This is a genomic window from Microbacterium wangyouchuni, assembly GCF_051546305.1.
In the GTDB taxonomy this organism is placed as follows: Bacteria; Actinomycetota; Actinomycetes; order Actinomycetales; family Microbacteriaceae; genus Microbacterium.
In genome coordinates this window covers 223,497-248,353 of record NZ_JBPTMA010000004.1, presented here as the reverse complement: position 1 = coordinate 248,353, position 24,857 = coordinate 223,497, and the positions used below count along the sequence as shown (strand labels likewise).

Sequence of the window (24,857 nt, the reverse complement as noted above, 5' to 3'; positions counted from 1 at the left end):
GGCAATCGGTGCAGAAGAAGTCACCAACTAGAGGATCCGCTGGAACAACACGTGGTCCTGCCACTCCCCCGCAATCCGCAGGTACTTTCTGTTGGCATCATATGCGGCGACCATCGCGGCGCCGTCCCCCGCCTCGATCGCTCGGAGACGGATTCCGTCGCCGAGGTCGGTCATTCCTTCTTGGGCGCGAGCTGCTCGATGATCGCCTTGGCGACATCCTGCATCGTCAGTCGGCGATCCATGGATGCCTTCTGGATCCAGCGGAACGCCTCAGGCTCGGACAGTCCCATCTTCTCGTTGAGCAGGCCCTTGGCACGGTCAACGAGCTTGCGGGTCTCGAAGCGCTCGACCATGTCGGCGACCTCAGCTTCGAGCGTGATGATCTGCTCGTGACGCGCGAGAGCGATCTCGATCGCCGGAAGAAGGTCGTTCGGAGTGAACGGCTTGACGACGTAGGCGAGCGCACCGGCTTCGCTGGCTCGTTCGACGAGCTCTTTCTGGCTGAAGGCCGTCAGCAGCACCACGGGGGCGATGTTCGCCTTGTGCAGGCGCTCTGCAGCGCTGATGCCGTCGAGCTGTGGCATCTTGACGTCCATGATGACCAGGTCGGGACGCAACTCTGTAGCCAATGCCACAGCGGTCTCACCGTCACCTGCTTCACCGACGACATCGAAGCCGTTGTCACGAAGAATCTCGACGATGTCGAGTCGAATCAGCGATTCGTCTTCGGCGACGACGACGCGTCGCGGGGCGGATGCCGTGGGCTGCTCAGACAGTTCTTGCTCGGTCACATACACATTCTAGTCGAGACTCGCTGTGCCGCTGCCGCACCCGCCGAGCGTGGACAGGATCACCCCTCACTCTGCGCTAAAGTCGAATACGCAACATGTGAGCCGGCGTGGCGGAATGGTAGACGCGGAGCACTCAAAATGCTTTGTTCGCAAGGACGTGTGGGTTCGAGTCCCACCGCCGGCACTTGAATTGCAATGCGCACCAGCGGGCCTGAGCGGCGGTTTCTGCTAGTCCCAGCGCACCAGTTCCAGGATCCTGCCTTCGCCGCGCTAGCGGACTTCGGCCTGGCTACCGCGAAATATACGCAGCATCAGCGACGACGGACTTAGCTGGTTCCATCAGCGTCCGAAGCTGCGCCTTGGCCTTGGCCATTCTTGATCTCGCGGTAGACGCGTTGATGCCGAGGACCGCAGCTGCCTCATGGGATCTGAAGCCGTCCCAGTAAACCAGTCGTACTAGTTCGGCTTCGCCTGCGGGAAGTGATGCGATCGCATCTCGGAGCTCGACACCCTTGTCTTCGGGCTGGGGTTTCGGAGTGGTTCGCAGTTCGTCCGCGAATCTCTGTACCGCGGCCGAATGGCGTGCGCAGTTGCGTCGGGTGCTTCGCAAGACGTTGTGAGCGACACCGAATAGCCACATGCGTGCTTCTGTCGCGTCGGCCGGCATTTTGCGATGGAGTTTCCATGCCGTGATGAGTAGCTCGCCGTGCGCTTCGGCGGCATCAGCCGGGTTGGGTATTCTGCGCAAGAAGTAGCGGACAAGGTCACCTTCGCAGTCTCTGATAGCAACCTCAAAGTGGGCCTGCTTGTCAGCAGCACTCACCAGGCACACTCATCGTTGGCCATGTTGAAGCCGACGAGATGAGCGTCGTATCCCATTGCCTCCAGGTGCTCCCACATCAACTCCGAGGACACCCGCCACACAGCAAACTGCTTGACCTCCGCATCGCTTATGCTGATCGGAATTGGATCGCCACTCTCGTTTTGAGCAGTGGGTTTCGACTCACGGACCACAGCTTCCATCTGCGCGGTGTCCAGCGTCTGAAGGTCGAGCGAGCCCACGAACGCTCGTGTTTCACGCGCGATGTCTGAGTCCTCGTCTACGCCCTCCGAGAAGCTGACAGTGAATCCTGCGACGCAGGTCTCGGCACCATTTGACACCGAGAAGACATTGTCCGCGACCCACCCCCAAGGCGTTTCCATGCCGCTGGCCGCCATGGCCGCAGACCCTCCGCCGAGAATCACAGCGGCCACGGCTGTGCTGCCAGCCCACATCCGCAAGCGACGGGTTCGACGTGACTTCTCCCCGGCCAGGATCCTCTCCCGGTGCGCAGCCAGCCGATCGGGCAGCGACGGCTGGGGTGCCGTCTCGCGAAGCAATAGCTCGAGATCCGTGGTGTCCATGGTATGCCCTCCAATAAGTGCATTCACCATGTACATGACCGCTCAAGACCGTTTTGTCCAACCGTCGCCAAAATTGTCGAGTGGGCTTGCTGGGAAGTCAGAGCCGCGCGGCTACGCGACCGGGGTGGGTGTGCCGACCTGACGTTCAGCCGAGCTACGCGATCTACCTCTGATGATCAGCACGATCCAGATGATCAGTAGCGCGATGCCGATTGGCACCGCGCCGAGCGTGTAGATCGAGAACACGAGAAATGGCCACAGCAAGAGGCTGAGCCCCGAGGGCAGGCCGTCGATTAGCGGCCACGCACTGACCGCCCCTTCGAACCACTGACCGTACATCGCAGCCTGTGCAAGCAACATCCACGCCACGCTCACGAGCGCCGGAAGCAGGCGCAGCCACCACCTCCTGCGGGCGACACATCGTGCGAGCACCGAGCCCGCGAGCAGGGCGACCAGCAGCCCGAAGGCCCAGCCAACGACACCAAACATGATGCCGATACCCTCTTCACCGACGTTGTCAGCGCGGGGCTCCGAACTCGCGAATCCGAAAGCCCCGAACATCAGCAGCAGCGCAGCGAGAGCCGTTGCAGCTCCGACGCCCGACCAGATGATGGCTCGGTCGAGATGAGAGGGCATGTTCATTCGATCGTCGCTGTCCGCCATACCCCCACCATAATCACCGCCTGCAGTGAAGACTTTTAGCCTGTCAGGAGCCTCCACTTGTATTAACGTCGCTGCAGCAGGTAGACGTACCCGCCGCCGACTGGGTTGTCCCACAGCATGGTGTCTTCATCCCAGGCTGTGACCGTATAGCCGTACTTACCGCCCGGCAGCTCGATCGTGGTGTCGCTCAGAGTGACATCCGCTGCGTTCTCTGCGTACTCGGTGGCTCCCGGAACATGCTGGCAGTACAGCAGCCGATCCGAAGCGGGGAACACGAACCTGTGGTCATTAGGCACCTCCTCGAAGCCCGATCCCTCATCCGTGTGAGTGTGCTGCCACGCTCCGACGAGTACCTCGGACAATTCCAGACCGTGTTCTTGAGGGGTGTCGACGGAGCCCGTGATCCGCGGTGAGTTCCAATCACACGACTCCTCCTGCGTGTTCTCGACCGGCTCCGCCGTGGAGCCGCCGTCAGACGCGGTGGCTGGTTCAGAAGCCGAGGCCTGCTCATCGGCGACTCCACCGGGCGCGGCTTCCTCGGATGCTGCGGGCACGGTGCAGCTCGCAAGCGCGAGCACAACGGCGAGCGAACCGACAGCGAGGCCCCACCTGAATCTCGAGGGCGCCACTTTCCATCCCAAAGAACCAGGAGCGTCGGTCAAATGCTTCTGCGGATGCGTCATGATCTCGGTCTACCGGATGGCCCTCACAGATTGCTCACATCCCGCCCGCGGTTGCAGCCCGGGCATGCGAAAGGGGCGGTACCGAAGCACCGCCCCTTCCTCAACGCGCTGAGAGTTACTTGCTCTCCTTGTAGATCGGCGCGGCGCCGTTGACGGCGTCTCCGACCTTGTGAACGCGGATGTCGTTGGTCGATCCGACGATTCCGGGAGGGGAACCGGAGATCACGACGACCTTGTCCCCTTCCGTGGCCATGCCGTTCTTGAGCAGGTACTCGTCTACCTGCAGGAACATCAGGTCGGTGTGCTGCACCGGGTCCACCAGCGTCGAGTGCATTCCCCAGGTCAGCGCCATGCGCCGACGAATGCCGGGCTCCGGCGTGAAGGCCAGCATCGGGATGCGCGAGCGCAGACGCGACAGGCGACGAGCCGAGTCACCGGACTGGGTGAACACGCACAGGTACTTGGCATCGACGAAGTCGGCGACCTCAAGAGCTGCCAGCGTGATGGCACCCCCCTGGGTGCGTGGCTTGTTCGTAAGCGGTGCGATGCGCTCCAGGCCGTGCTCTTCAGTGGACTCGACGATGCGTGCCATCGTCTCGACGACGACAACCGGGTACTCGCCCACGCTCGTCTCGCCCGAGAGCATCACAGCATCCGCACCATCCAGCACGGCGTTCGCCACGTCGGAGGTCTCAGCGCGAGTCGGAACCGGGCTCGAGATCATCGACTCGAGCATCTGCGTTGCGACGATGACCGGCTTTGCATTCCGACGGGCCAGTTCCACTGCGCGCTTCTGCACGATCGGCACAGCCTCGAGCGGCAGCTCGACGCCCAAGTCGCCACGGGCGACCATGATTCCGTCGAAGGCGTCCACGATCTCTTCGAGCGCGTCGACAGCCTGCGGCTTCTCGATCTTCGCGATGACGGGGACCTTGATGCCCTCTTCTGCCATGATCTCGTGCACACGCTCGACATCGCTGGCGTCGCGCACGAAGGACAGCGCGATCAGGTCGGCACCGATGTTCAGGCCCCAACGAAGATCTGCCTCGTCCTTCTCGCTCAGCGCGGGAACGTTGACAGCGACACCGGGCAGGTTGATGCCCTTGTTGTTAGAGACGGGACCGGCGACGATCACCTTGGTGGTCACGACCGTGCCATCGGTCTCGACGACCTCGACGCGCACCTTGCCATCATCGATGAGCAAGAAGTCGCCGGGCTTGACGTCGTTCGGGAGACCCTTGAAGGTGGTTCCGCAGATCTCGCGGTTTCCGACGATGTCTTCCGTGGTGATCTTGAAGATGTCACCCTCAGCGAGGTCGTACGGGCCGCCCTCGAACTTGCCGAGACGGATCTTCGGACCCTGAAGGTCGACGAGAACCGCTACAGCCTTGCCCGCGTCATCCGCCGCGCGACGAACGTTCGCGTAGTTGGCGTCGTGAACCGAGTAGTCACCGTGGCTGAGGTTCAGTCGAGCAACGTCGACTCCTGCTTCGATGATGGCTCGAACATTTTCATAGCTTGAAGTTGCCGGGCCCAGCGTGGCGACTATTTTCGCGCGTCTCAAGTAATTCTCCAGGGTAAGAGGTGAGGGAACAGAACTGGCGACGTTGCCTTAGCCAGCCTACGCGGGCTGCAGGCCGATCGCGACATCATTCGGCATAACGGGCGACGGCAATACCGACTCCCCCATCAGGAACCGGTCGACACTTGCTGCCGCAGCCCGCCCTTCAGCAATCGCCCACACGATGAGCGACTGGCCGCGGCCAGCGTCACCGGCGACGAAAACGCCGGGAATCGTAGACGCGTACGCCCCATCGCGCTCGAAGCCACCCGATGCCGTCACCTCTGGCCGCAGCTCATCGGTGAACAGATCGTGTTCGGGACCGGTGAATCCCATCGCGATCAGGATCAAGTCCGCCGGGATCTCACGCTCCGTACCGCTCTTGGGCACACGCTTGCCGTCGACGTACTCGGTTTCAGCGACGCGCAACGCACGCACCTCGCCGGCCGCGTTCGCGAGGAACTCGACAGTGGATGCCAGGTAGTGACGTTCACCGCCTTCTTCATGCGCGGACTGCACCTCGAAGATGTTCGGCATCATCGGCCAGGGCTGATGATCGGGCCGTTCGGTGCCGGGTTGCGTGCCGATGGCCAAATTCGTGACGCTCAATGCCCCCTGCCGGTGCGCGGTTCCGATGCAGTCAGCACCGGTATCTCCGCCGCCGATGACGATGACGTGCTTGCCCTTGGCCGTGATCTGATCCGTCACCGTGTCACCGGCAACGGCATGGTTCGACTCCACGAGGTACTCCATCGCGAAGTGCACACCGTCCAGATCACGCCCCGGCAACGGTAGATCGCGTGGCACCGTCGAACCGGTGGCGATCACCACGGCGTCATAACGTGCCCGCAGATCCGCCCAACTGATGTCCCGGCCGATCTCCACTCCGGCGCGGAAGCGGGTGCCCTCTTCCTGCATCTGATGCAGGCGGGCCTCGACGTGAGACTTCTCCATCTTGAAGTCCGGGATGCCGTACCGCAGCAGCCCGCCGATACGGTCGTCCCTCTCAAAGACAGCAACCGTGTGTCCGGCCCGCGTCAACTGCTGAGCGGCCGCGAGCCCCGCCGGGCCCGAGCCGACGACAGCGACGGTCTTCCCGGTGAGTCGCTCAGGCGGCTGCGGCTCCACCCACCCTCTGTTGAAAGCGTTGTCGATGATCGAGACCTCGACCTGCTTGATGGTCACCGCGGGTTGGTTGATTCCCAGCACGCATGCGCTTTCGCACGGTGCAGGACACAGCCGGCCCGTGAACTCGGGAAAGTTGTTCGTCGCGTGGAGGCGTTCGATAGCCGAACGATCCTCGCCGCGCCAAGTCAGATCGTTCCACTCGGGAATGAGATTGCCGAGCGGGCACCCCTGGTGACAGAACGGCACACCGCAGTCCATGCAGCGGCCTGCCTGACGGCGCAGCACCGCCGTCTCCCCCGGCTCGTAGACCTCTTTCCAATCCATGATGCGAACCGGAACGGGGCGCCGTGCTGGCAGCTCGCGCTCCGTCACCTTCAGAAAGCCCTTGGGATCAGCCACCGGTCACCTCCAGGATCCGGCTCCAGACTGCGTCGCCATCCGGATCGATACCGGCTGCCTCTGCTTCCTGGCGCATGGACTGCACCGCCGCGAAGTCACGCGGCAGTACTTTTACGAATTCGGATGCCACGACATCGAAGCCGTCCAGCATCCGCTGAGCCAATGGAGACTCGGTACGCTCGGCATGCTCGGCGAGCAGGCCGCGCAGTACTTCGAGATCCGCCCGGTCGAGCTCTCGCAGCTGCAGTTCTCCGCTTTCCTGAGACTGCTGGTTGACGTTCTCGGTACGCAGCGCGTGAACATAAGCCACACCGCCGGACATCCCGGCGCCGAGGTTGCGCCCGGTGTTTCCCAGAATCACGGCTACACCACCGGTCATGTATTCCAAGGCGTGGTCGCCGACTCCTTCGACGACCGCGGTCGCACCGGAGTTTCGCACCAGGAACCGCTCCCCTACGACTCCGGAGATAAACATCGCTCCCGAAGTCGCGCCGTAGCCGATGACGTTGCCGGCGATCACATTCTCATGCGGGGCATAGCTCGAGCTGCGCGGTGGGCGAACGACGATATCGCCTCCGGACAAGCCTTTGCCCACGTAGTCATTCGCGTCGCCCTCGAGTCGGAGGATGATTCCTGCAGGCAGGAAAGCGCCGAGTGACTGCCCAGCGGTGCCGTGCAGGGTCACATCGATCGTCTCGCGCGGCAGTCCCGCTGCGCCGAACCGGGCGGTCACCTCATGACCGAGCATGGTGCCGACGGCGCGCTCAGTGTTGCGAATTGGCAATGCGGCGACGACCGGAGCCTTCTCCTCGAGAGCATCCTTCGCCATCGCTATGAGCTGAACATCAAAGTGCTTATCGAGTTCGTGCTCTTGCGGGCGTCCACTCCGACGAGGCTCGGATGCGGGGAACTCCGGTCCTTCCAGGATCGGTGAAAGATCCAAACCGTCCGCTTTCCAGTGAGCTATCGCCGCATTCGCCTCGATGAGGTCGGCGCGGCCGATGATCTCATCAAGCGAACGGAAACCGAGTTCGGCGAGGATCTCGCGCACCTCTTCAGCGATGAACTCCATGAAATTGACGACGAATTCCGGTTTACCCGTGAAACGCTCGCGCAACGCCGGGTTCTGCGTCGCGACGCCCACTGGACAGGTGTCCAAATGACATACGCGCATCATGATGCATCCGCTGACGACCAGCGGAGCGGTTGCGAATCCGAATTCCTCCGCACCCAACAGTGCACCGATGATGACGTCGCGTCCGGTTTTGAGCTGTCCATCAACCTGCACCACAACGCGATCGCGCATGCCGTTGAGCATGAGTGTCTGCTGAGTTTCAGCGAGGCCCAACTCCCAGGGTGTCCCCGCGTGTTTCAGCGAATTCAGCGGACTCGCTCCCGTCCCGCCGTCGTGTCCGGAAACCAGGATGACATCGCTGAGCGCCTTCGCGACACCGGCGGAAACCGCACCGATGCCGGATTGGCTCACGAGCTTGGTGTGGATCCGCGCCCCGGGGTTCGCGCGTTTCAGATCGAAAATGAGCTGCTTCAGATCTTCGATCGAGTAGATGTCATGGTGCGGTGGCGGCGAAATGAGACCGACTCCCGCGGTGGCATGACGCGTCCGCGCAACCCAAGGGTAGACCTTGCCCGGTGGCAATTGCCCGCCTTCGCCGGGCTTCGCACCCTGTGCGAGCTTGATCTGGATATCGTCGGACTTCGTCAGATACAGACTCGTCACGCCGAACCGACCGGATGCAACCTGCTTGATAGAACTGCGTCGTTCAGTATCCAGCAGCCGATCGACGTCCTCGCCGCCTTCACCGGTGTTCGACTTGCCGCCGATACTGTTCATGGCGATGGCCAGGGTCTCATGTGCTTCGCGTGAGATAGAGCCGTAGCTCATTGCGCCGGTCGAGAATCGCTTCACGATCGAACTCACGGATTCGACCTCATCCAGTGGCACAGCAGGGTGCGCTCCCTGACGCAGCCGGAACAGCCCGCGCAGCGTCTTCAGCTCAGCAGCCTGGTCATCAACGAGCTTGGTGTATTCGCGGAAGATGTCGTATCGCCGATTACGCGTGGAGTGCTGCAGTCGGAACACCGTCTCGGGGTTGAACAGGTGAGGCGAGCCGTCACGTCGCCACTGGTACTCCCCACCGGTCCACAGACGCTCATGTGCACGCGCTGCCGCGTCCTCCGGATATGCATAGTCGTGACGGGCCTGATTCTCCGCGAACACGTCTTCGATGTCGATGCCGCCGAGTTTGGTCTCGGTTCCGGTGAAGTACGCGTCGACGAACTCCTGGCCGAGACCAACTGCTTCGAACACCTGAGCGCCCGAGTACGACGAGATCGTGGAGATGCCCATCTTGGACATGATCTTCAAAACGCCCTTGCCGAGCGCGTAGATCAGGTTGCGGACCGCCGTCTCCGGGGTGATCCCGGTGATGAAGCCGGTACGAACCAGATGCTCGACAGTTTCCATCGCCAGGTACGGGTTCACCGCGGAGGCCCCATAGCCCATCAGGGTCGCCACATGATGCACCTCACGCACATCGCCTGCTTCGACGATCAGGCCGACCTTCATGCGGTTCTCGCGCCGGATTAGATGGTGATGGATCGCCGAGACCATGAGCAGCGACGGGATCGGGACGAGGTCCTTGTTCGAGTCCCGATCGGAAAGAATGATGAATTCGGCCCCGCTGGCGATCGCGTCGTCGACCTCGGCACACATCTGGGTGAGCCGTTCCTGCATCGTATGAGCGCCAGCGTCGAAATGATAAAGGCCACTGATCGTGACGGCCGAGCGATTCGGCAGTGCCCGGTCGATATAGCGGATCTTCGCCAGTTCGTCGTTATCGATCACCGGGAAATCGAGGGTGACGGTACGGGTGTGCTCCGGACCCCAGCTCAGCAGGTTCCGCTCCGGGCCGAGCCCGAGCCGAAGGCTGGTGACGACCTCTTCCCGGATCGAATCCAGCGGCGGGTTCGTCACCTGGGCGAACTGCTGGGTGAAGTAGTCGAACAGCAGACGCGGACGCTCGCTGAGCACGGCGATCGGTGTGTCAGATCCCATCGCGCCCAAAGGCTCTGCGCCGTGCTGTCCCATCGGCGTGAGCAGAATGCGCACTTCTTCTTCGGTGTAGCCGAATGTGCGCTGGCGCCGAGTGATGGATGCCGGCGGGTGCACGATGTGTTCGCGCTCGGGAAGTTCCGCTAGCCGCACGGTGCCCTGATCGAGCCATTCCTGCCACGGATGCATCGTCGCAAGGTCGTGCTTGATCTCCTCGTCCTCGATGATCCGCCCGGCATCGGTATCGACAAGGAACATCTTGCCCGGCTGCAACCGTCCGCGGCGCTTGATGCGCTCCGGCTCGAACTCCAGGACGCCGGTCTCGGAGCCGATCACGACCAGCCCGTCCGTCGTCTCGGTCCAACGGCCCGGGCGCAACCCGTTGCGATCAAGGGTTGCGCCGACCAGTGTGCCGTCGGTGAAGATGAGAGCGGCGGGGCCGTCCCAGGGCTCCATGTGATTGGAGTGGTACTCGTAGAAGGCGCGCAGGTCCGGCGCGATGTCCGTCTGCTTCTCATAGGCCTCCGGCACCATCATCATGATCGCGTGGGGCAGGCTGCGGCCGGTGAGAGTCAGCAGTTCCAGGACCTCGTCGAAGGATGCCGAGTCGCTGGCTCCGGGGGTGCAGATGGGCAGCAGCGGGCGAATGTTTCCGAGCAGCTCCGATTCGAGCTGGGACTGTCGTGCACGCATCCAATTGCGGTTGCCGCCGACGGTGTTGATCTCGCCGTTGTGCGCCAGCATCCGCAGCGGCTGCGCCAGCGGCCACGACGGGAAAGTGTTCGTCGAGTAGCGGGAGTGCACAACCGCAAGCTCCGAGGCGAACCGCTCGTCCTGCAGATCCGGGTAAAACGGCTCGAGCTGAAGGGTGGTGACCATTCCCTTGTAGCCGATGGTTCGGCTGGACAGGGAAACGAAATACGCCCCGAGCTCATGACCCGCGCGCTTGCGAAGCCGATACGCGGCGCGATCCAGCGCGATACCGGAGAGTCGCTGCTGATCCGCGGGAGCAGGATTCGTGGCGACGAAGAGCTGCTCGAACGCAGGACGCGCTTCGTCGGCGAGCTTGCCGAGGTTCTGGTTGGCGGTGGGAACCACTCGCCAGCCCAGCACCGTGAGGCCCTCTTCGCGAGCGATCTTCTCAACGCCCGCCTTCTGGGTGCGGCGCTCTGCGGCGTGCAACGGCAAGAAGGTGAGGCCTGCGGCGTACTCGCCTGCGGCGGGAAGATCGAAGTCGGTAACTTCGCGGAGGAACGCATCTGGCATCTGCGTGAGGATGCCTGCCCCGTCGCCCGTTCCGGAGTCGGAACCGATAGCGCCGCGGTGCTCGAGGTTGCGTAAGGCCTCTAGTGCTAACTGGATGATGTCGTGCCCCGCGCTTCCGCGGAGCGTTGCGACCATGGCTAGGCCGCAGGCATCCTTTTCGAATGCCGGGTTGTACATGCCCTGCTTCGGGGGGTAAGCGCCTGATGCGCCATAGGGAGGTTGAAAGTACACCTGTACCGTCCTCAGATACTCAAGTGACACTGGGGACGACGTTGGCCCGCTCGTTCAGTGCAGTGGATTCCTTACTCGGCGAGTGAGGCTTCGGGAGCTTCCCTCACTCAGGGAGCGGTGCTTGTGGCGGTGGCTCCGGTGGAAACTTCGACGGGAGGCTCGCTCACATCGACGAAGTCGTCGAGATTGTTCTGCGATTCTACAACAGCGTCGGCATCCTTCCGGCCCCGTCCGGGGACGTACGGCGATGCCTCACGTCCGGTGTGACGGCGGCTCTGCACGATCAGGATGACGATACCGACGACGACGCTGAGAATCGCTGCCCACACGTTGCTGCGCAGACCCAGGATGATCTCGCTCGGGTCGATACGAATCGATTCCCAGAGGATGCGGCCGGCGCTGTACCAGATGAGGTAGATCGCGAAGACCTTGCCCCACTGCAGGCTGAGCTTGTGACCGATCCACAGCAGGAAGAAGACGCCGAGCACGTTCCAGATGACCTCATAGAGGAACGTCGGGTGGAATAGCGTGCCCTCGGCAAGGCCGGGAGGGAAGGCTACATTGTCCGATTCGATCTCCAGGCCCCAGGGAAGATCGGTGGGAAGGCCGAACAGTTCGTGGTTGAACCAGTTGCCGAAACGACCCATCGCCTGTGCCAGCAGCAAGCCGGGCGCGAGAGCGTCAGCGAACGTCCAGAACCGGATGCCGGTCCACTTGCAGCCGAGGTATGCGCCGACGGCACCGCCCAGAAGCGCACCGAAGATGGCGATACCGCCCTCCCAGATCGCCCAGACCGAACCCGGCTCCAAGGGATTCCAGGTGTTCTTGCCTTCTCCGAAGTAGAAGTTCGGATGCGTGAGCACGTGGAAGATGCGCGCGCCGATGATCGCCAGCGGAACGGCGAGGATCGCGATGTCGATGACAACCCACGGCTCTGCTCCACGCCGGGTCAGCCTGTTATTAGTCAGAAGCGTGGCCACCACGATGCCGGCGATGATGCACAGCGCGTAGAAGTGAATCCGCAGCGGACCGAGGTCGATGTAGCTGACAGCGGGGCTCGGGATGCTGGTGAGCACGCCGGTGAAGGCTGTGTGGAGCGCGAGGGACATGAGTGCGATTCTAGTTCCCGTGTGAGGTGGCCGCCGACGAAGTGCCGGCGGTGAGGGTTTTGGTGACGTCGGCCAGGGCATCCAGTCCCCCGTCGCGCAGAGCGCGTACGAGGGCGGTTCCAACGATCGCGCCGTCGGCGTAGTCGACGACGTCCGCGATCTGGTCGGCGGTGGAGATGCCGATGCCGACACAGGCGCGAGTCGCGCCGTGCGTGCGCAGGCGGCTGACCAGCGTGCGCGCTGCCTTATCGAGTTGCGCACGCTCGCCCGTGATGCCCATGGTGGAGACCGTGTAAATGAATCCGGTCGAGGACTTCACGACGAGCTCGAGGCGTTCGTCGGTGGAGGTGGGGGCTGCCAGGAAGATCCGATCCAGACCGGTGCGTTCGCTGGCGGCGATCCACTCCCCTGCCGCTTCTGGCGTGATGTCTGGAGTGATGATCCCCGCACCGCCGGCCGCCAGAAGGTCATCGGCGTAGCGGTCGATGCCGTACTGCACGATCGGGTTCCAATAGGTCATCACCACGACGGGCACATCAGTGGCCGCCGCGATGGCCTTCACCGCAGTGAACAGGTCGCGGGTTCTGAAACCCGCTGCCAGGGCGCTGCGGGTGGCTTCCTGGATGATTGGTCCGTCCATCACCGGGTCGCTGTAGGGCGGACCGAGTTCGATGACGTCGGCGCCGTTCTCAGCGAGTGTGATCGCGGCCTGGATGCTGGTCTCAAGATCCGGGAAACCAACCGGCAGGTAGCCGATGAACGCACCGCGTCCAGCATCCTGAGCCTTTTGCAGGGCGCGTTCGATACGACTCATCGGGCAGTCTCCATACCGGCGGCGCTGTCATACAGATCGAAGTAGCGCGCGGCCGTATCCATGTCTTTGTCGCCGCGTCCGGACAGGCACACCGCGATGATCGCATCCGGCCCGAGTTCTGCACCCAACCGAAGCGCGCCGGCCAGTGCATGGGCCGATTCAATCGCCGGGATGATGCCCTCGGTGCGACTCAGAAGTCGTAGCGCCTGCATCGCCTCATCATCGGTTGCGGGAATGTACTCCGCACGGCCGATATCGGCGAGCCAGGAGTGCTCGGGGCCGACGCCGGGATAGTCCAAGCCCGCCGAGATCGAGTGGGACTCGATCGTCTGGCCGTCCTCATCCTGCAGCAGGTACGTACGTGCACCGTGCAGCACGCCCGGACGACCACGTTCGATCGAGGCCGCATGCCTGTCGGTTTCCACGCCGTCACCGGCAGCTTCCACACCGTAGAGCTTCACGTTCTCGTCATCCAGGAAAGCGTCAAACATACCGATCGCGTTCGATCCGCCGCCCACGCACGCCACGACGGCGTCAGGCAGACGACCGACCTCGTCCAGCAGCTGCTGGCGGGCCTCTTCTCCGATGATCTTCTGGAAGTCACGCACCATCGCGGGGAACGGGTGGGGACCGGCGGCGGTACCGAAGATGTAGTTGGTGGTCTCGACGGTGGCGACCCAGTCGCGGTACGCGTCGTTGATCGCATCCTTGAGGGTGCGCGAACCGGTGGTGACGGAAACGACCTCGGCACCCAGCAGACGCATGCGCGCAACGTTCAATGCCTGACGCTCGGTGTCGACCTCGCCCATGTAGATCGTGCAGTCCAGGCCGAACAGCGCTGCCGCTGTCGCTGTGGCGACACCGTGCTGACCGGCTCCGGTCTCGGCGATCACGCGTGTCTTGCCCAAGCGCTTGGTGAGCAGCGCCTGACCGAGCACGTTGTTGATCTTGTGGCTGCCGGTGTGGTTCAGATCTTCACGCTTGAGGAACACCCGTGCGCCGCCGGCATGGGCCGCGAAGCGCTGCACCTCGGTCAGCGCCGAGGGCCGGCCAGCGTAGCTGCCCAGCAGTCCGGCGAGCTCTGCACGAAACGCCTCGTCAGCGATGGCTTCTTCGTAGGCCACGGTCAGTTCATCGATCGCTGCGATGAGCGACTCCGGCATGTACCGGCCGCCGAACTCGCCGAAGAACGGACCCGGCTGGTCGCGCAGGCTCATCCCACCTCCAGGAAACTCTTCAGGGTGGCGACCGGGTCCCCGGTCACCAGCGCTTCGCCGATCAGCACCACGTCTGCTCCTGCAGAGCGGTAGCGCGCGACGTCGGCGGGCTCGAGCACAGCAGACTCAGCGATCTTCACAGCATCCGCAGGAATCCGGTCCACCAGAGTGCTGAACAGGTCGCGGTCCAGCTCCAGCGTCTTGAGATTGCGAGCGTTCACTCCGATGAGTGCTGCGCCCAGGTCGATCGCTGCTTCGAGCTCCTCTGCCGAATGGGTCTCCACCAGCGGGGTCATCCCGAGTTCCGTGATCAGCGTGTAGAGCTGCTGCAGCACCTTCGGCTCCAGACCTGCAACGATCAGCAGGGCGAGATCGGCCCCCGCCGCGCGCGCTTCGAGCACCTGATACGGGGTGGCGATGAAGTCTTTGCGCAGTACCGGAACCGAGACGCGATCGGTGACGGCCACGAGGTCGGCCAGGCTTCCGCCGAAACGGCGCTCTTCGGTGAGCACGCTGATCGCCGAGGCGCCACCGAGCTCGTAGAGGCCCGCCTGGTGCGCAGGATCCGGGATCTCGGCGAGAGCACCGCGAGAAGGACTCGCGCGCTTCACCTCGGCGATGATCTTGACGCGTTCTGCCGGAGCGAGTGCGGCCAGCGCATCCCTGGCCGCTGGGCGCGCGAGCGCGGCCTTTTCGACCTCGGCGAGGGGGCGTGTCAGCGCACGACGCTCAGCGTCCTGAACTGCGCCGGCCGTCAGGTCGGCGAGGACCATCAGTGGCCCTTCGGCGAGTACTTGGGTCCGTTCACTCCCCATCCGGCTTTCGCCAGAATCGGGCCGAGAAGAGCGCCGACGACGATGATGCCGACCGAGATCCACACAAACAGCGGCGCTTCGAAGCAGAACGCTACCGTGCCGGCCGCGACGCCGATCAGCATGACCACCACAGCGGTCCAAGCCGCAGGCGAGTGTCCGTGGCCGGGGTCAGCAATGGGGTTGGTCATGTTCTCCTCCGAGGCAGTCATGGGGTATTGCAATCAGTCTATCCGGGTCACTGGGTGGGGTCTGTCCCGCGCGACAGGTCATCCCAGGAGTCAATGGCATCAACGGTGCCCTCAGCGTCGTGAACGGTGTCGGTGCGGTAGCGCTTGCCCCCGCTCTTCCACCGCCTCGCCGTCGACAGCACGAACAGCGCGGTGGCTATCAACAGCACCCATCCGATCAGAGCAGCCCACGGCCACAGAGATGGAGAGAGCGTTTGGATGACGTCGGCAACGGCTGTTCCGCCGGCAAGGCCCGTGGTCTCAGTCACCGTCGGAGCGTACGCGGCCTCGGGCGCCTCGATGAGGATCTCGGCCGTCCACCAGGTCAGAAAGCCTCCGGCGAGCAGCGCAATGGCCGCAAAGACATAGCGCAGCACCACTCCGGCGATGGCCAGCGCCGCGCCGAGCGCGAGCACGGCAAGACTCAGAGGTGCCAGCAGCGCGAGAGCATCCGCACCGGGGATCAGAATCGGCTCACCGCCATCGGAGCGCTGGAGTGTCAGCCAGGTCTGCGTAGACGAGATGATTCCGATGCCGCCCGCGAGCAGAAATCCGATGGCCGCGGTGCTGCGGCCGCGCTTGACCGCGTTCATTCTGGGGTGCCTGACTCCGCCTGTTCAGCGGAAAAGGCGACAGCTTCGAGGTCGTTCGCATCGAAGCATGTGCGTGTTCCGGTGTGGCACGCGGGTCCGATCTGCTCGACGAGCAGCAGGATGGCGTCACCGTCGCAATCCAGACGCGCTTCGCGCACCTGCTGCACGTGGCCTGAGGTATCGCCCTTGCGCCAGTATTCCTGCCGTGAGCGGGACCAGTAGGTGACGCGACCGGTAGTCAGAGTGCGCCGAAGAGCCTCAGCATCCAGCCAAGCCAGCATGAGAACCTCACGCGTGTCCCACTGCTGCACGATCGCGGGCGCCAAGCCGTCGGCGTTCCACACCACCTGGGCGATACGCGCTTCCAGATCAGTCATCAGCATCGCCCCGCTCGCTAGATGCCGCGTCTCGAACCAGAATCCCCTCAGCGCGCATAGCGGCCTTGACGTCACCGATGGTGAACGCCCCAGAGTGAAAGACACTCGCGGCCAGCACAGCATCCGCACCGGCCTTGATCGCGGGCGCGAAGTCGGTGACAGCGCCCGCGCCGCCGGAAGCGATCACGGGAACCGACGAGACTTCACGCATCAGGCGCACCAACTCGAGATCGAAGCCGTCGCGGGTGCCGTCGGCGTCGATGGAGTTGACCAGCAGTTCACCGGCACCGCGCTCGATCGCCTCACGTGCCCAGTCCAGTGCGTCCAGCGTTGTCGCCGTGCGTCCGCCATGGGTGGTGATCATGAAGCCGGATGCCGTAGTCGTCGATCTTTTGATGTCCAGCGAGAGTACGAGCACCTGCGAGCCGAAACGATCCGCGATCTCGCCGATCAGATCCGGTCGCGCGATCGCGGCTGAGTTGACACCGATCTTGTCTGCGCCAACGCCCTGCAGCCGGGCGACGTCTTCAACGCTGCGAATGCCCCCACCAACGGTGAGCGGAACGAAAACCTGTTCGGCGGTGCGCTGAACGACGTCATAGGTGGTCGCGCGCTCATCGACCGTGGCGGTGACATCGAGGAAGGTGATCTCGTCGGCTCCCTGCGCAGCGTAGTGCGCCGCGAGTTCGACAGGATCGCCCATGTCGCGCAGGTTCTCGAAGTTCACGCCTTTGACGACGCGACCTGCTGCAACATCGAGGCATGGGATCACTCGGCTGGTGAGAGTCATCAGAGCCTCGCAGCGTGGATCGCGGTGACCAGCAGCGCTCTGGCGCCCAGAGCGTACAGATCATCCATCACACCGTTGATGCCCTTCTGCGGGATCATCACACGCACGGCCACCATGGAATCGTCCTTCAGCGGCGAAATCGTCGGCGACTCGCGGCCCGGAGCGATCGCAACGGCTTTTTCGAGCAGTTCGACCGGAAGCACGTAGTCCAGAAGTGCATACCGTCGTGCGACGATTACACCGCGCAGTCGACGCAGTAGTTTGTCGGTTCCCTCCGCGTCGCCGGGACGGCTGATGAGAACGGCTTCGGATTCGATGATGACCGGACCGAAGATCTCCAGCCCCGCCTGCCGCAGGGTGGTGCCCGTCTCCACGACATCGGCGATCGCATCGGCAACGCCCAAGCGCACAGCGGACTCTACGGCCCCATCGAGCGACACCAGGGTGGCCTCGATGCCGTGCTCGCGCAGGAAGCGGTCCACCAGACCGGGATAGGCGGAGGCGATGCGCGCTCCCGAAAGCTCCTCGATCGTGGAGTACTGCCCGCTGGGAGCAGCGAAACGGAAGGTCGACCGCGCGAATCCGAGTTCTTGGATCTCCCGGGCCTGCTGGGGGACATCGCGCAGCAGGTCACGGCCAGTGATGCCCACATCGAGCGCACCCGATGCCACGTACGTGGCGATGTCACGTGGGCGGAGGAAGAAGAACTCAACGCCGTTGGGTGCGTCGACGAGGTGGAGAGTCTTGGAATCACGGCGGCCGGCATAACCGGCTTCGGCGAGCATCTCGGCGGCGGTCTCAGACAGTGAGCCCTTGTTGGGGACAGCAATACGAAGCATGGGGCGCTTTCAGATCAGAGGGGAAGGGTCGGGAACGCTTCACAGATGTCGGTAGACATCCTGAAGGCTCAGTCCCTTCGCGATCATCATCACCTGCAGGTGATAAAGCAGCTGCGAGATCTCCTCGGCAGTTTCATCGTTTGATTCGTACTCGGCAGCCATCCATACCTCGGCTGCCTCTTCTACGATCTTCTTGCCGATCGTGTGTACACCGCCGTCGAGCTCGGCGACGGTTCCGGATCCGGTTGGGCGGGTCTCGGCCTTGACGCTGAGCTCAGCGAACAGCTCGTCGAAAGTCTTCACGATTCCAGGCTAGCGGCTCGCGCACGCTCTCGAAGCCCGTGGATGGCCGCTTCGATGTTCTCGGCACCGAATACGGCAGATCCCGCGACGAATGTGTCGGCGCCCGCCTCGGCTGCCTGCGCAATCGTGTCGAGTGATATGCCGCCGTCGACCTGGAACCAGACCGTCGAGTTGCGCCGCCGAGCTTCCTCGACCAGCGCACGCAGCTTCGGCATCGTCGAAGACAGGAAGCCCTGACCGCCGAAACCGGGTTCGACAGTCATCACGAGGATCTGATCAAACTCATCCATGATCTCGTAGAGGCTGTCACCGGCAGTGTCCGGTTTGATGGCGACCCCGGCGCGGGAGCCGATCTCACGGAGGCGTCGGGCAAGTTCCACTGGACGGGCCGTTGCTTCCAGATGGAAGGTGACGCTGGCTGCGCCCAGCTCGGCGTACCCCGGCGCCCAACGATCGGCATCCGAGATCATGAGATGAACATCCAGCGGCACCGGGCTCGTCGCTTGAATACGTTCCACCATCTGCGTCCCGAATGTCAGATTGGGCACGAAGTGATTGTCCATGACATCGACGTGCACGAAATCAGCGGATGCGATGCGCTCCAGATCCGCCTGCATATTGACGAAGTCCGCGGACAGGATGCTGGGGTTGATGCGCGGGGCCGAGGGAAGGCTCATGGGGTCATTCTCCTAGCTCATAGTGCGCTGCAGGAGCGCGAGGAACATCGCGTCGGTGCCGTTGCGGTGCGGCCACAGCTGCACTCTGCCGGTCCCGTCGGATGCCAGGTCGATGGGACTGTCGACGAGCGATGCGAGGATCGCCGCGGCATCCAGTTCATCGACGTCATCGCGGGTGCGCAGCACCTCGGCGACCACGCCGCTGGTCTCGGCGAGGTGCGGCGAGCACGTGACGTACGCGACCACACCGCCCGGTGCGAGAGCATCGATGGCACCGGCGAGCAGCTGCTCCTGCAGCGGAACCAGCTCGGCGACATCGGCCGGCGTCTTGCGCCAGCGTGCTTCGGGGCGACGACGCAGAGCGCCCAGCCCTGTGCAGGGCGCGTCGACGAGGATCCGGTCGAACCGCGCAGGGTTCGCTGCAACCAGGTCACGCCCGTCCTGCTCGTGGACAGTGACCTCACCGGGCACGGCCTGCAACGCCTTGCGGACGAGCCCTGCGCGTGCCGGGATCACCTCGTTGGCTTCGAGCGTAACCTCGTGCTGGTTCGCGATGGCCGCAAGCAGTGCTGTCTTGCCGCCGGGGCCGGCACAGAGGTCGAGCCACTGCTCCCCCGCCGCAATCGGCTTCGCAGCGGCTAGCGCGAGGGCGACGAGCTGCGAGCCCTCGTCCTGCACGCGGATCCTGCCGCCGGCTTCGGAGATCATCTTCAGCGGGTCTCCGCCCGGTGAAGCGAATGCGGTCGGTGCGTAGGGACGGGCGGGAGTACCGCGCTCGGCGAGGCCGGGAAGGGCGACGAGGGTGACCTGAGGCGAGACGTTGTCGGCCTCGAGGAGCTCTTCCAGCTCTTCGACTCGGCCTTCGGCAGCGAGTGCACGCCGCAGCGCGCGGATGATCCAAACCGGGTGCGCGGTGCGAAGCCCCAGCCGCTCATCGTCCGAGCGTGCCGCCGCTTCGATGCGTTCCTGCCACACACCGGGTGTGTCTTGAGAGATTCGACGTAGCACGGCATTGGTGAATCCGGACGGTCCCCTACCGACAGCATCAGAGACGAGGTTCACGGACTCGTTGACCGCTGCGTGCGAGGCGACGCGGGTAGCGAGCAACTGGTGGGTGGCGAGGCGCAGAGCGTCGAGCACCGGCGCGTCGATCTCGTCCGCTGGCCGGCCGGCAGCGGCGGCGATGATCGCGTCGTAGGTGCCGCGTCGGCGGAGCGTGCCATAGGTGAGTTCGGTCGCCAGCCCCGCATCCTGCGGGTTCAGCTGGGCCTCGGCGATCGCCGAGGGCAGCAGCAGGTTCGCATAGGCATCAGAGTCGCTGACGGCGCGGAGAACGTCGTAGGCGACGCGGCGCGCAGGAGACACCTGGCGTGCCTGTGGCGCACGCGCGGGGCGGCGCTGCTGTGCTCCGCGTGCCGGGGAACTCTGTCTGGCGTTACCGCGCCTCTGCTGGCCGGTCATGCGCCGAACCGCACGTTCTCGTCGGCGCGGAGACCCCGCCACCAGTCGGTGGCATTCATCGCGCCCTTGCCAGCGGGCTGCACGCGGGTCACCGCCACGGGTGTTGTTCCGGTGCCGACCAGCAGCGCCTGTTTCGTCGTCCAGACAGTTCCGGGCGCCTGCGCCTCGGCGTCGATCGGCGCCATCTCCAAGACCTTCACGCGAAGTCCTTCGACCGTCGTATGGGCGCCGGGTTCGGGCGTGACGCCGCGGAACCGGGCGAACAGCTCGGCCGCGGACTGCGTCCACTCCAGCGCACCGTCTTCGAGGGTGAGCTTGGGGGCGACGGTGGCCTCGCCCTGCTGCGCAACAGCCACGCCGGTGCCATCAGCGATGGATGCGACGACATCTGCTGTCAGGCCTGCCCCGTCGTCCGCGAGGATCCGCAGGGCGACGTCCGCGGTCGCGTCCGCCGCAACCGGCACCGTGCGAGCGGCATAGACGTCACCGGCATCCAACGCGGGAACCAGCTGGAAGACGCTGGCGCCGAGTTCGGTACCTCCGGCGATCAGCGCGCGCTGCACGGGGGCAGCGCCCCGCCACTGCGGCAGCAACGAGAAGTGCAGGTTGATCCACCCGTGTTCAGGAGCAGACAGCAATGGCTCGCGCACCAGCCCGCCATAGGCGACGATAACGCCCAGCTCAGGCTCCAGCGCCGTGATCTTTTCGGTGGCCTCGTCATCCAGGCGTGCGGCCTTGATGATCGGCAGCCCCAGCTCCTCGGCAGCCTGAGCCACGGGCGAGGGTGTGAGGACGCGTTTACGCCCCAGCGGGGCATCCGGTCGGGTGATGACGGCTGCGATCTCGTGCGAACGCACGAGGGTTCGCAGAGTCGGGACGGCTGCGGCAGGGGTGCCGGCGAAGACGAGGCGCATAAAGGTTCTCCGGAAGGAAGGGATTAAAGCTCTGGATCGAGGATATCGAGCCGCAGTGACAGCGGGATGCGGTTGTTGCCTGCTTTGCCCCGTCGCCGTTTGACAGCTTCGGCAACGACCGCGGCACGAAGTGTCGTCGCCACTGTCGCGCCGGCGGCGTACTCGAAGCGGACGAGCGCCCGGACACGGTCCTCATCGGATTCGATCGGCACCGGGCCGAGAATGGCGTCAGCCGGTAACGGCAGTGCACGCAGGCTCGTGAGTGCGCGCTCCACGGATGCCCCGATCCCCTCGATCAGGGCGACTCTCGCTGCCGGCGGCATGTGCAGCGGTGCACGCTCCGCCAGCTCGGAACGGGCGTAACCGGACTGGTTCCAGGTCGCCAGCGCCCGAGCCACCGGTCCATCGACGCCGACCAGGTGGATCGGTGCTCCGGGAGCTGCCAGAGCGGCGGCATTCGACCACCAGCGCAGGCACGACTCACCGACGCGGAGGTCGGGGGCCTGCAGCATTCGGGAGCCGTCCAACAGCACAACGGAACGATATCCGCCCTCGGCGATCGGCTCCGCTCCCCTGGTGGCGACAACGAGTGCGGGCTTGTCCGACACCGATTCGACCGGGTGGGCGCCATCGGCGATGATCACGCGCACGCCGGGGAATGCGCGCCCCAGCTCGTCTGCGGTTCGCTCACTCCCGGATGACGCCAACCGCAGCTGAGTGGATGAACACGAGGGGCACGCCCACGCCCGAGCCGACCGTCCGCACCAGCCGCACACCGGCACGGCACCGCGATGGCGCGCGCCCAGCGGGCCGCCACAGGGTGCACAGCGTGCGGGCGCGCGGCATTCAGCGCAGACGAGAGTGGGCGAGAATCCGGGTCGGGAAACCTGAACCAGCACCGGGCCGGATTCGGTGGCAGTGCGGGCCGCTGCGAAAGCGCTGGAGTGCACCCGCTGCGTGGGCGCTTCCAGTTCATGCTGTGTGCTCAGCACGACCTTCGGCAGGACCCGGCGCGCTGCACGGACGTCCTGCAGCCAGCCGTGGATCACCAGTCGCTCAACGTCGGTGGTCCGGCTGTGCGCAGCCACCAGCAGCGCAGAGGATTCCTGCTCCTGCCGCAGCAGCGCCGCGTCCCGAGCGTGCACGTAGGGTGCGAGGGGCTCGCCGAGGAGCGAGTCGCCGTCATCCCAGATCGCCACGAGTCCCGCACGCACCGGCGAATACACGGCCGAGCGGTTTCCGACAACCACGCAGGGCGCGTCTTCCAGTGATCGCAAGAACCCGCGATAGCGGTCTGGATTTGTCTGCCGCGAATCGTGGCGCACGATGGCTTCGGCGGGCAGCATCGTCTCCAACGCCGTCAAAAGACGATCCAGATCGCGGTGATCGGGAACCACGAGGATCGATGATGCACCGGCAGCAAGGGTGTGGGTGGCGGCGGCCGCGAGCAGCTGTGTCCACCGCGGCATATCGTCGCGGATTCCGGGGATCGCTTCGACCCCTGCTCGTCCACGTTCATCGAGCACGGCGCTCAGTCCCTCGTACTCGCTGAGTACTGCGGTGGCTCGGGCGATCGCATCCGGACCCAACACAGGAACCGGTGCATCCGCCTTCCAGGCCTTCTCTACACGCACCTGTCGTTTGGGGATCACCAGACGCAGAATGTCGGATGCCGACCCTGCTGCCCGGTCCGCGGTACGACGCGCGAGCCTGTAGAGGCGATCCGGTAGAACGGCGACCTGCGATACGACGTTGTCCACCTCGGAGAGTGGACGCTCAGCGTCATCCTCTTCAGCCACCTCGACAACGTAACCATCGACAAGACGTCCGGCGCTGCGCAATGGCACCCGCACCCGAACCCCGGGAGAGACGTCGCCGAGTTCCGCCGGTAGCGCGTAGTCGAACAGCCGGTCCAGCTGGGGCAGCGGAGAATCCAGCTGCACCCGCGCGATGCGCCGGCTCATCGCCGGGCTCCGCGCGTGCCCATCACAGTCCTGCGGCGCGGCGCAACTCGTCTGCGCGGTCGGTTCGCTCCCATGTGAAGTCGGGAAGCTCACGGCCGAAGTGTCCGTATGCTGCGGTCTGCCGGTAGATCGGACGCAGCAACTGCAGCTCTTCGATGATCGCCTGGGGTCGGAGGTCGAAGACGGTGCGAATCGCCTCGGTGATCACCTCGTCGGAGACCTTTCCGGTTCCGAATGTCTCGACATACAGTCCGACCGGACGCGCGACGCCGATCGCATAGGCGACCTGCACTTCGAGGCGATCGGCCAGGCCGGCTGCCACGGCATTCTTCGCCACCCAGCGCATCGCGTAAGCGCCCGAGCGGTCGACTTTGGACGGATCCTTGCCGCTGAACGCACCACCGCCGTGGCGCGCTGCACCGCCGTAGGTGTCGATGATGATCTTGCGACCGGTCAGCCCGGCGTCGCCCTTGGGGCCACCGGTCACGAAGGGGCCCGCCGGGTTGATGAAGTAGCGGTCAGCTGCCGGCATCTCCAGGCCCGTGCTCTCCAGAACCGGGTCGATGACGAGGCGCCGAACCTGTTCCTTGAGCTCATCCTGTGCAATGTCGGGGTGGTGCTGCGTGGAGAGTACGACGGCATCGATCGTCTTGGGCGTGAAGCCCTCGTAACCGAGTGTGACCTGGGTCTTGCCGTCCGGCCGCAGGAAGGCCAATTCGCCGGAACGGCGCACCTCGGTGAGGCGCTCCGCGATCCGGTGCGCAGTGTGCCCCGCCATCGGCATCAGTTCCGGCGTCTCGATCGTCGCGAACCCGAACATGATGCCCTGATCGCCTGCGCCCAGGCTGTCGAGCGCATCGACCGAGCTGCCATCACGCTGTTCCTGTGCCTGGTCAACGCCGTGGGCGATATCGGCGGATTGCTCCCCCACCGAAATGCTCACGCCACAGGAATCGCCGTCAAAGCCGGTCTCACTGGACGTGTATCCGATGCTGTTGACGACCTCGCGGACGATCGTCGGAATATCGACGTACGCCTCGGTGCGGATCTCTCCTGCAACGTGCACGAGTCCGGTGGTGACCAGGGTCTCCACCGCGACTCGTGAACCGGGGTCTTTAGCGATCAGCCCATCGAGGATGCTGTCAGAGATCTGGTCGCAGATCTTGTCAGGGTGTCCCTCGGTGACGGACTCAGACGTGAAAAGGCGCAGCGCGCTCATCGACGAAGCAGCCCTCACTCGACGTGGCGAAGGCGCAGCTTGTCCTCGTTGATCTCGTGAAGCGCGATGGTGAGCGGCTTGTCCTCGACGGACGAGTCGACCAACGGTCCGACGTTGTCGAACAGGTTGCCCTCGTGGAGATCTGCGTAGTAGTCGTTGATCTGACGTGCACGCTTGGACGCGTAGATCACGAGCTCGTACTTCGAGTCGACGCGGTCGAGCAGGTTGTCGATGGGGGGATCGATGATGCCCTTGGTGTGGTGTCCGGCCATGGTGGGACCTCCAGATCAGGCGACGGGTTCGTCGCGAAGTCGAATCGGCGGGCGCGCGACCCTTTGA

General features: G+C 64.3%; 25 protein-coding genes and 1 tRNA gene. 1 reads left to right on the top strand and 25 read right to left on the bottom strand.

From position 1 onward, the window contains the following. Positions 1-27: 27 nt before the first annotated feature. Together ACSS7Z_RS10330 and ACSS7Z_RS10325 are read right to left on the bottom strand one after the other, a co-directional pair. Positions 28-174: a hypothetical protein gene (locus ACSS7Z_RS10330; protein WP_438254581.1), complete on the bottom strand. Its 147-nt coding sequence runs from the start codon at positions 172-174 to the stop codon at positions 28-30. Further along, positions 171-791 (bottom strand): ANTAR domain-containing response regulator, encoded by a 621-nt coding sequence (locus ACSS7Z_RS10325; RefSeq protein ID WP_438254580.1) that lies wholly within the window; start codon positions 789-791, stop codon positions 171-173. Before ACSS7Z_RS10325 ends, ACSS7Z_RS10330 begins: the two co-directional genes overlap by 4 nt. Before the next feature lie 101 nt (positions 792-892). Here ACSS7Z_RS10325 and ACSS7Z_RS10320 point away from each other — a divergent pair. Further along, positions 893-975: transfer RNA gene (locus ACSS7Z_RS10320), tRNA-Leu, on the top strand. A gap of 105 nt (positions 976-1,080) precedes the next feature. On the opposite strand, the gene ACSS7Z_RS10315 is transcribed toward ACSS7Z_RS10320, so the two are convergent. From ACSS7Z_RS10315 to rpoZ, 23 genes are all read right to left on the bottom strand, one after another. Then, the gene (locus ACSS7Z_RS10315) at positions 1,081-1,614 is read right to left on the bottom strand and encodes an RNA polymerase sigma factor (RefSeq protein WP_438254578.1); all 534 of its coding nucleotides are present in this window, start codon (positions 1,612-1,614) and stop codon (positions 1,081-1,083) included. Further along, positions 1,611-2,195 carry a hypothetical protein gene (locus ACSS7Z_RS10310; RefSeq protein WP_438254577.1) on the bottom strand — a complete coding sequence of 195 codons (585 nt, stop codon included), beginning with the start codon at positions 2,193-2,195 and terminating at the stop codon, positions 1,611-1,613. The genes ACSS7Z_RS10315 and ACSS7Z_RS10310 overlap by 4 nt, the downstream gene beginning before the upstream one ends. Before the next feature lie 111 nt (positions 2,196-2,306). Beyond that, on the bottom strand, positions 2,307-2,858 hold the full coding sequence (locus tag ACSS7Z_RS10305; protein ID WP_438254576.1) for a hypothetical protein: 552 nt from the start codon (positions 2,856-2,858) through the stop codon (positions 2,307-2,309). Positions 2,859-2,920: 62 nt separating this feature from the next. Further along, positions 2,921-3,541: a hypothetical protein gene (locus tag ACSS7Z_RS10300; RefSeq protein ID WP_438254574.1), complete on the bottom strand. Its 621-nt coding sequence runs from the start codon at positions 3,539-3,541 to the stop codon at positions 2,921-2,923. A gap of 115 nt (positions 3,542-3,656) precedes the next feature. Continuing rightward, positions 3,657-5,105, bottom strand: a complete 1,449-nt coding sequence (pyk, locus tag ACSS7Z_RS10295; RefSeq protein WP_438254573.1) for a pyruvate kinase — start codon at positions 5,103-5,105, stop codon at positions 3,657-3,659. A 57-nt stretch (positions 5,106-5,162) separates the two neighbouring features. Continuing rightward, on the bottom strand, positions 5,163-6,629 hold the full coding sequence (locus ACSS7Z_RS10290) for a glutamate synthase subunit beta (RefSeq protein ID WP_438254572.1): 1,467 nt from the start codon (positions 6,627-6,629) through the stop codon (positions 5,163-5,165). After that, entirely contained in the window at positions 6,622-11,145 is a 4,524-nt protein-coding gene (gene gltB / locus ACSS7Z_RS10285) for a glutamate synthase large subunit (RefSeq protein ID WP_438254570.1), read from the bottom strand. Before gltB ends, ACSS7Z_RS10290 begins: the two co-directional genes overlap by 8 nt. 161 nt (positions 11,146-11,306) lie before the next feature. Further along, positions 11,307-12,308, bottom strand: coding sequence for a prolipoprotein diacylglyceryl transferase (lgt, locus tag ACSS7Z_RS10280; RefSeq protein ID WP_438254569.1), 1,002 nt, complete (start codon positions 12,306-12,308; stop codon positions 11,307-11,309). 10 nt (positions 12,309-12,318) lie between these two features. Further along, entirely contained in the window at positions 12,319-13,122 is an 804-nt protein-coding gene (gene trpA, locus ACSS7Z_RS10275) for a tryptophan synthase subunit alpha (protein WP_438254567.1), read from the bottom strand. Next, a complete protein-coding gene (gene trpB / locus ACSS7Z_RS10270; protein ID WP_438254566.1) occupies positions 13,119-14,339 on the bottom strand; it encodes a tryptophan synthase subunit beta in 1,221 nt (406 codons plus the stop codon). The genes trpA and trpB overlap by 4 nt, the downstream gene beginning before the upstream one ends. Further along, the gene (gene trpC / locus ACSS7Z_RS10265; RefSeq protein ID WP_438254565.1) at positions 14,336-15,112 is read right to left on the bottom strand and encodes an indole-3-glycerol phosphate synthase TrpC; all 777 of its coding nucleotides are present in this window, start codon (positions 15,110-15,112) and stop codon (positions 14,336-14,338) included. Before trpC ends, trpB begins: the two co-directional genes overlap by 4 nt. Continuing rightward, on the bottom strand, positions 15,112-15,342 hold the full coding sequence (locus ACSS7Z_RS10260) for an HGxxPAAW family protein (protein WP_438254857.1): 231 nt from the start codon (positions 15,340-15,342) through the stop codon (positions 15,112-15,114). Before ACSS7Z_RS10260 ends, trpC begins: the two co-directional genes overlap by 1 nt. A gap of 47 nt (positions 15,343-15,389) precedes the next feature. Then, positions 15,390-15,974: a Trp biosynthesis-associated membrane protein gene (locus ACSS7Z_RS10255; protein ID WP_438254564.1), complete on the bottom strand. Its 585-nt coding sequence runs from the start codon at positions 15,972-15,974 to the stop codon at positions 15,390-15,392. Further along, the gene (gene hisI / locus ACSS7Z_RS10250) at positions 15,971-16,357 is read right to left on the bottom strand and encodes a phosphoribosyl-AMP cyclohydrolase (protein WP_438254563.1); all 387 of its coding nucleotides are present in this window, start codon (positions 16,355-16,357) and stop codon (positions 15,971-15,973) included. The genes ACSS7Z_RS10255 and hisI overlap by 4 nt, the downstream gene beginning before the upstream one ends. Continuing rightward, complete coding sequence (gene hisF, locus ACSS7Z_RS10245; protein ID WP_438254562.1) at positions 16,344-17,141, bottom strand: imidazole glycerol phosphate synthase subunit HisF; 798 nt, start codon at positions 17,139-17,141, stop codon at positions 16,344-16,346. The genes hisI and hisF overlap by 14 nt, the downstream gene beginning before the upstream one ends. Next, positions 17,141-17,980 (bottom strand): ATP phosphoribosyltransferase, encoded by an 840-nt coding sequence (hisG, locus tag ACSS7Z_RS10240; RefSeq protein ID WP_438254561.1) that lies wholly within the window; start codon positions 17,978-17,980, stop codon positions 17,141-17,143. The genes hisF and hisG overlap by 1 nt, the downstream gene beginning before the upstream one ends. Before the next feature lie 39 nt (positions 17,981-18,019). Beyond that, positions 18,020-18,283: a phosphoribosyl-ATP diphosphatase gene (locus ACSS7Z_RS10235; protein ID WP_438254560.1), complete on the bottom strand. Its 264-nt coding sequence runs from the start codon at positions 18,281-18,283 to the stop codon at positions 18,020-18,022. After that, positions 18,280-18,960, bottom strand: a complete 681-nt coding sequence (rpe, locus tag ACSS7Z_RS10230) for a ribulose-phosphate 3-epimerase (RefSeq protein ID WP_438254559.1) — start codon at positions 18,958-18,960, stop codon at positions 18,280-18,282. Before rpe ends, ACSS7Z_RS10235 begins: the two co-directional genes overlap by 4 nt. A 12-nt stretch (positions 18,961-18,972) precedes the next feature. Next, complete coding sequence (locus ACSS7Z_RS10225) at positions 18,973-20,325, bottom strand: RsmB/NOP family class I SAM-dependent RNA methyltransferase (RefSeq protein WP_438254558.1); 1,353 nt, start codon at positions 20,323-20,325, stop codon at positions 18,973-18,975. 92 nt (positions 20,326-20,417) lie between these two features. Next, positions 20,418-21,335, bottom strand: coding sequence for a methionyl-tRNA formyltransferase (fmt, locus tag ACSS7Z_RS10220; protein ID WP_438254556.1), 918 nt, complete (start codon positions 21,333-21,335; stop codon positions 20,418-20,420). Between the two features lie 23 nt (positions 21,336-21,358). Beyond that, positions 21,359-23,299 (bottom strand): primosomal protein N' family DNA-binding protein, encoded by a 1,941-nt coding sequence (locus ACSS7Z_RS10215; protein WP_438254554.1) that lies wholly within the window; start codon positions 23,297-23,299, stop codon positions 21,359-21,361. Between the two features lie 22 nt (positions 23,300-23,321). Beyond that, a complete protein-coding gene (metK, locus tag ACSS7Z_RS10210) occupies positions 23,322-24,518 on the bottom strand; it encodes a methionine adenosyltransferase (RefSeq protein WP_438254553.1) in 1,197 nt (398 codons plus the stop codon). A 14-nt stretch (positions 24,519-24,532) separates the two neighbouring features. Further along, complete coding sequence (gene rpoZ, locus ACSS7Z_RS10205) at positions 24,533-24,790, bottom strand: DNA-directed RNA polymerase subunit omega (protein WP_438254551.1); 258 nt, start codon at positions 24,788-24,790, stop codon at positions 24,533-24,535. Positions 24,791-24,857 lie beyond the last annotated feature (67 nt).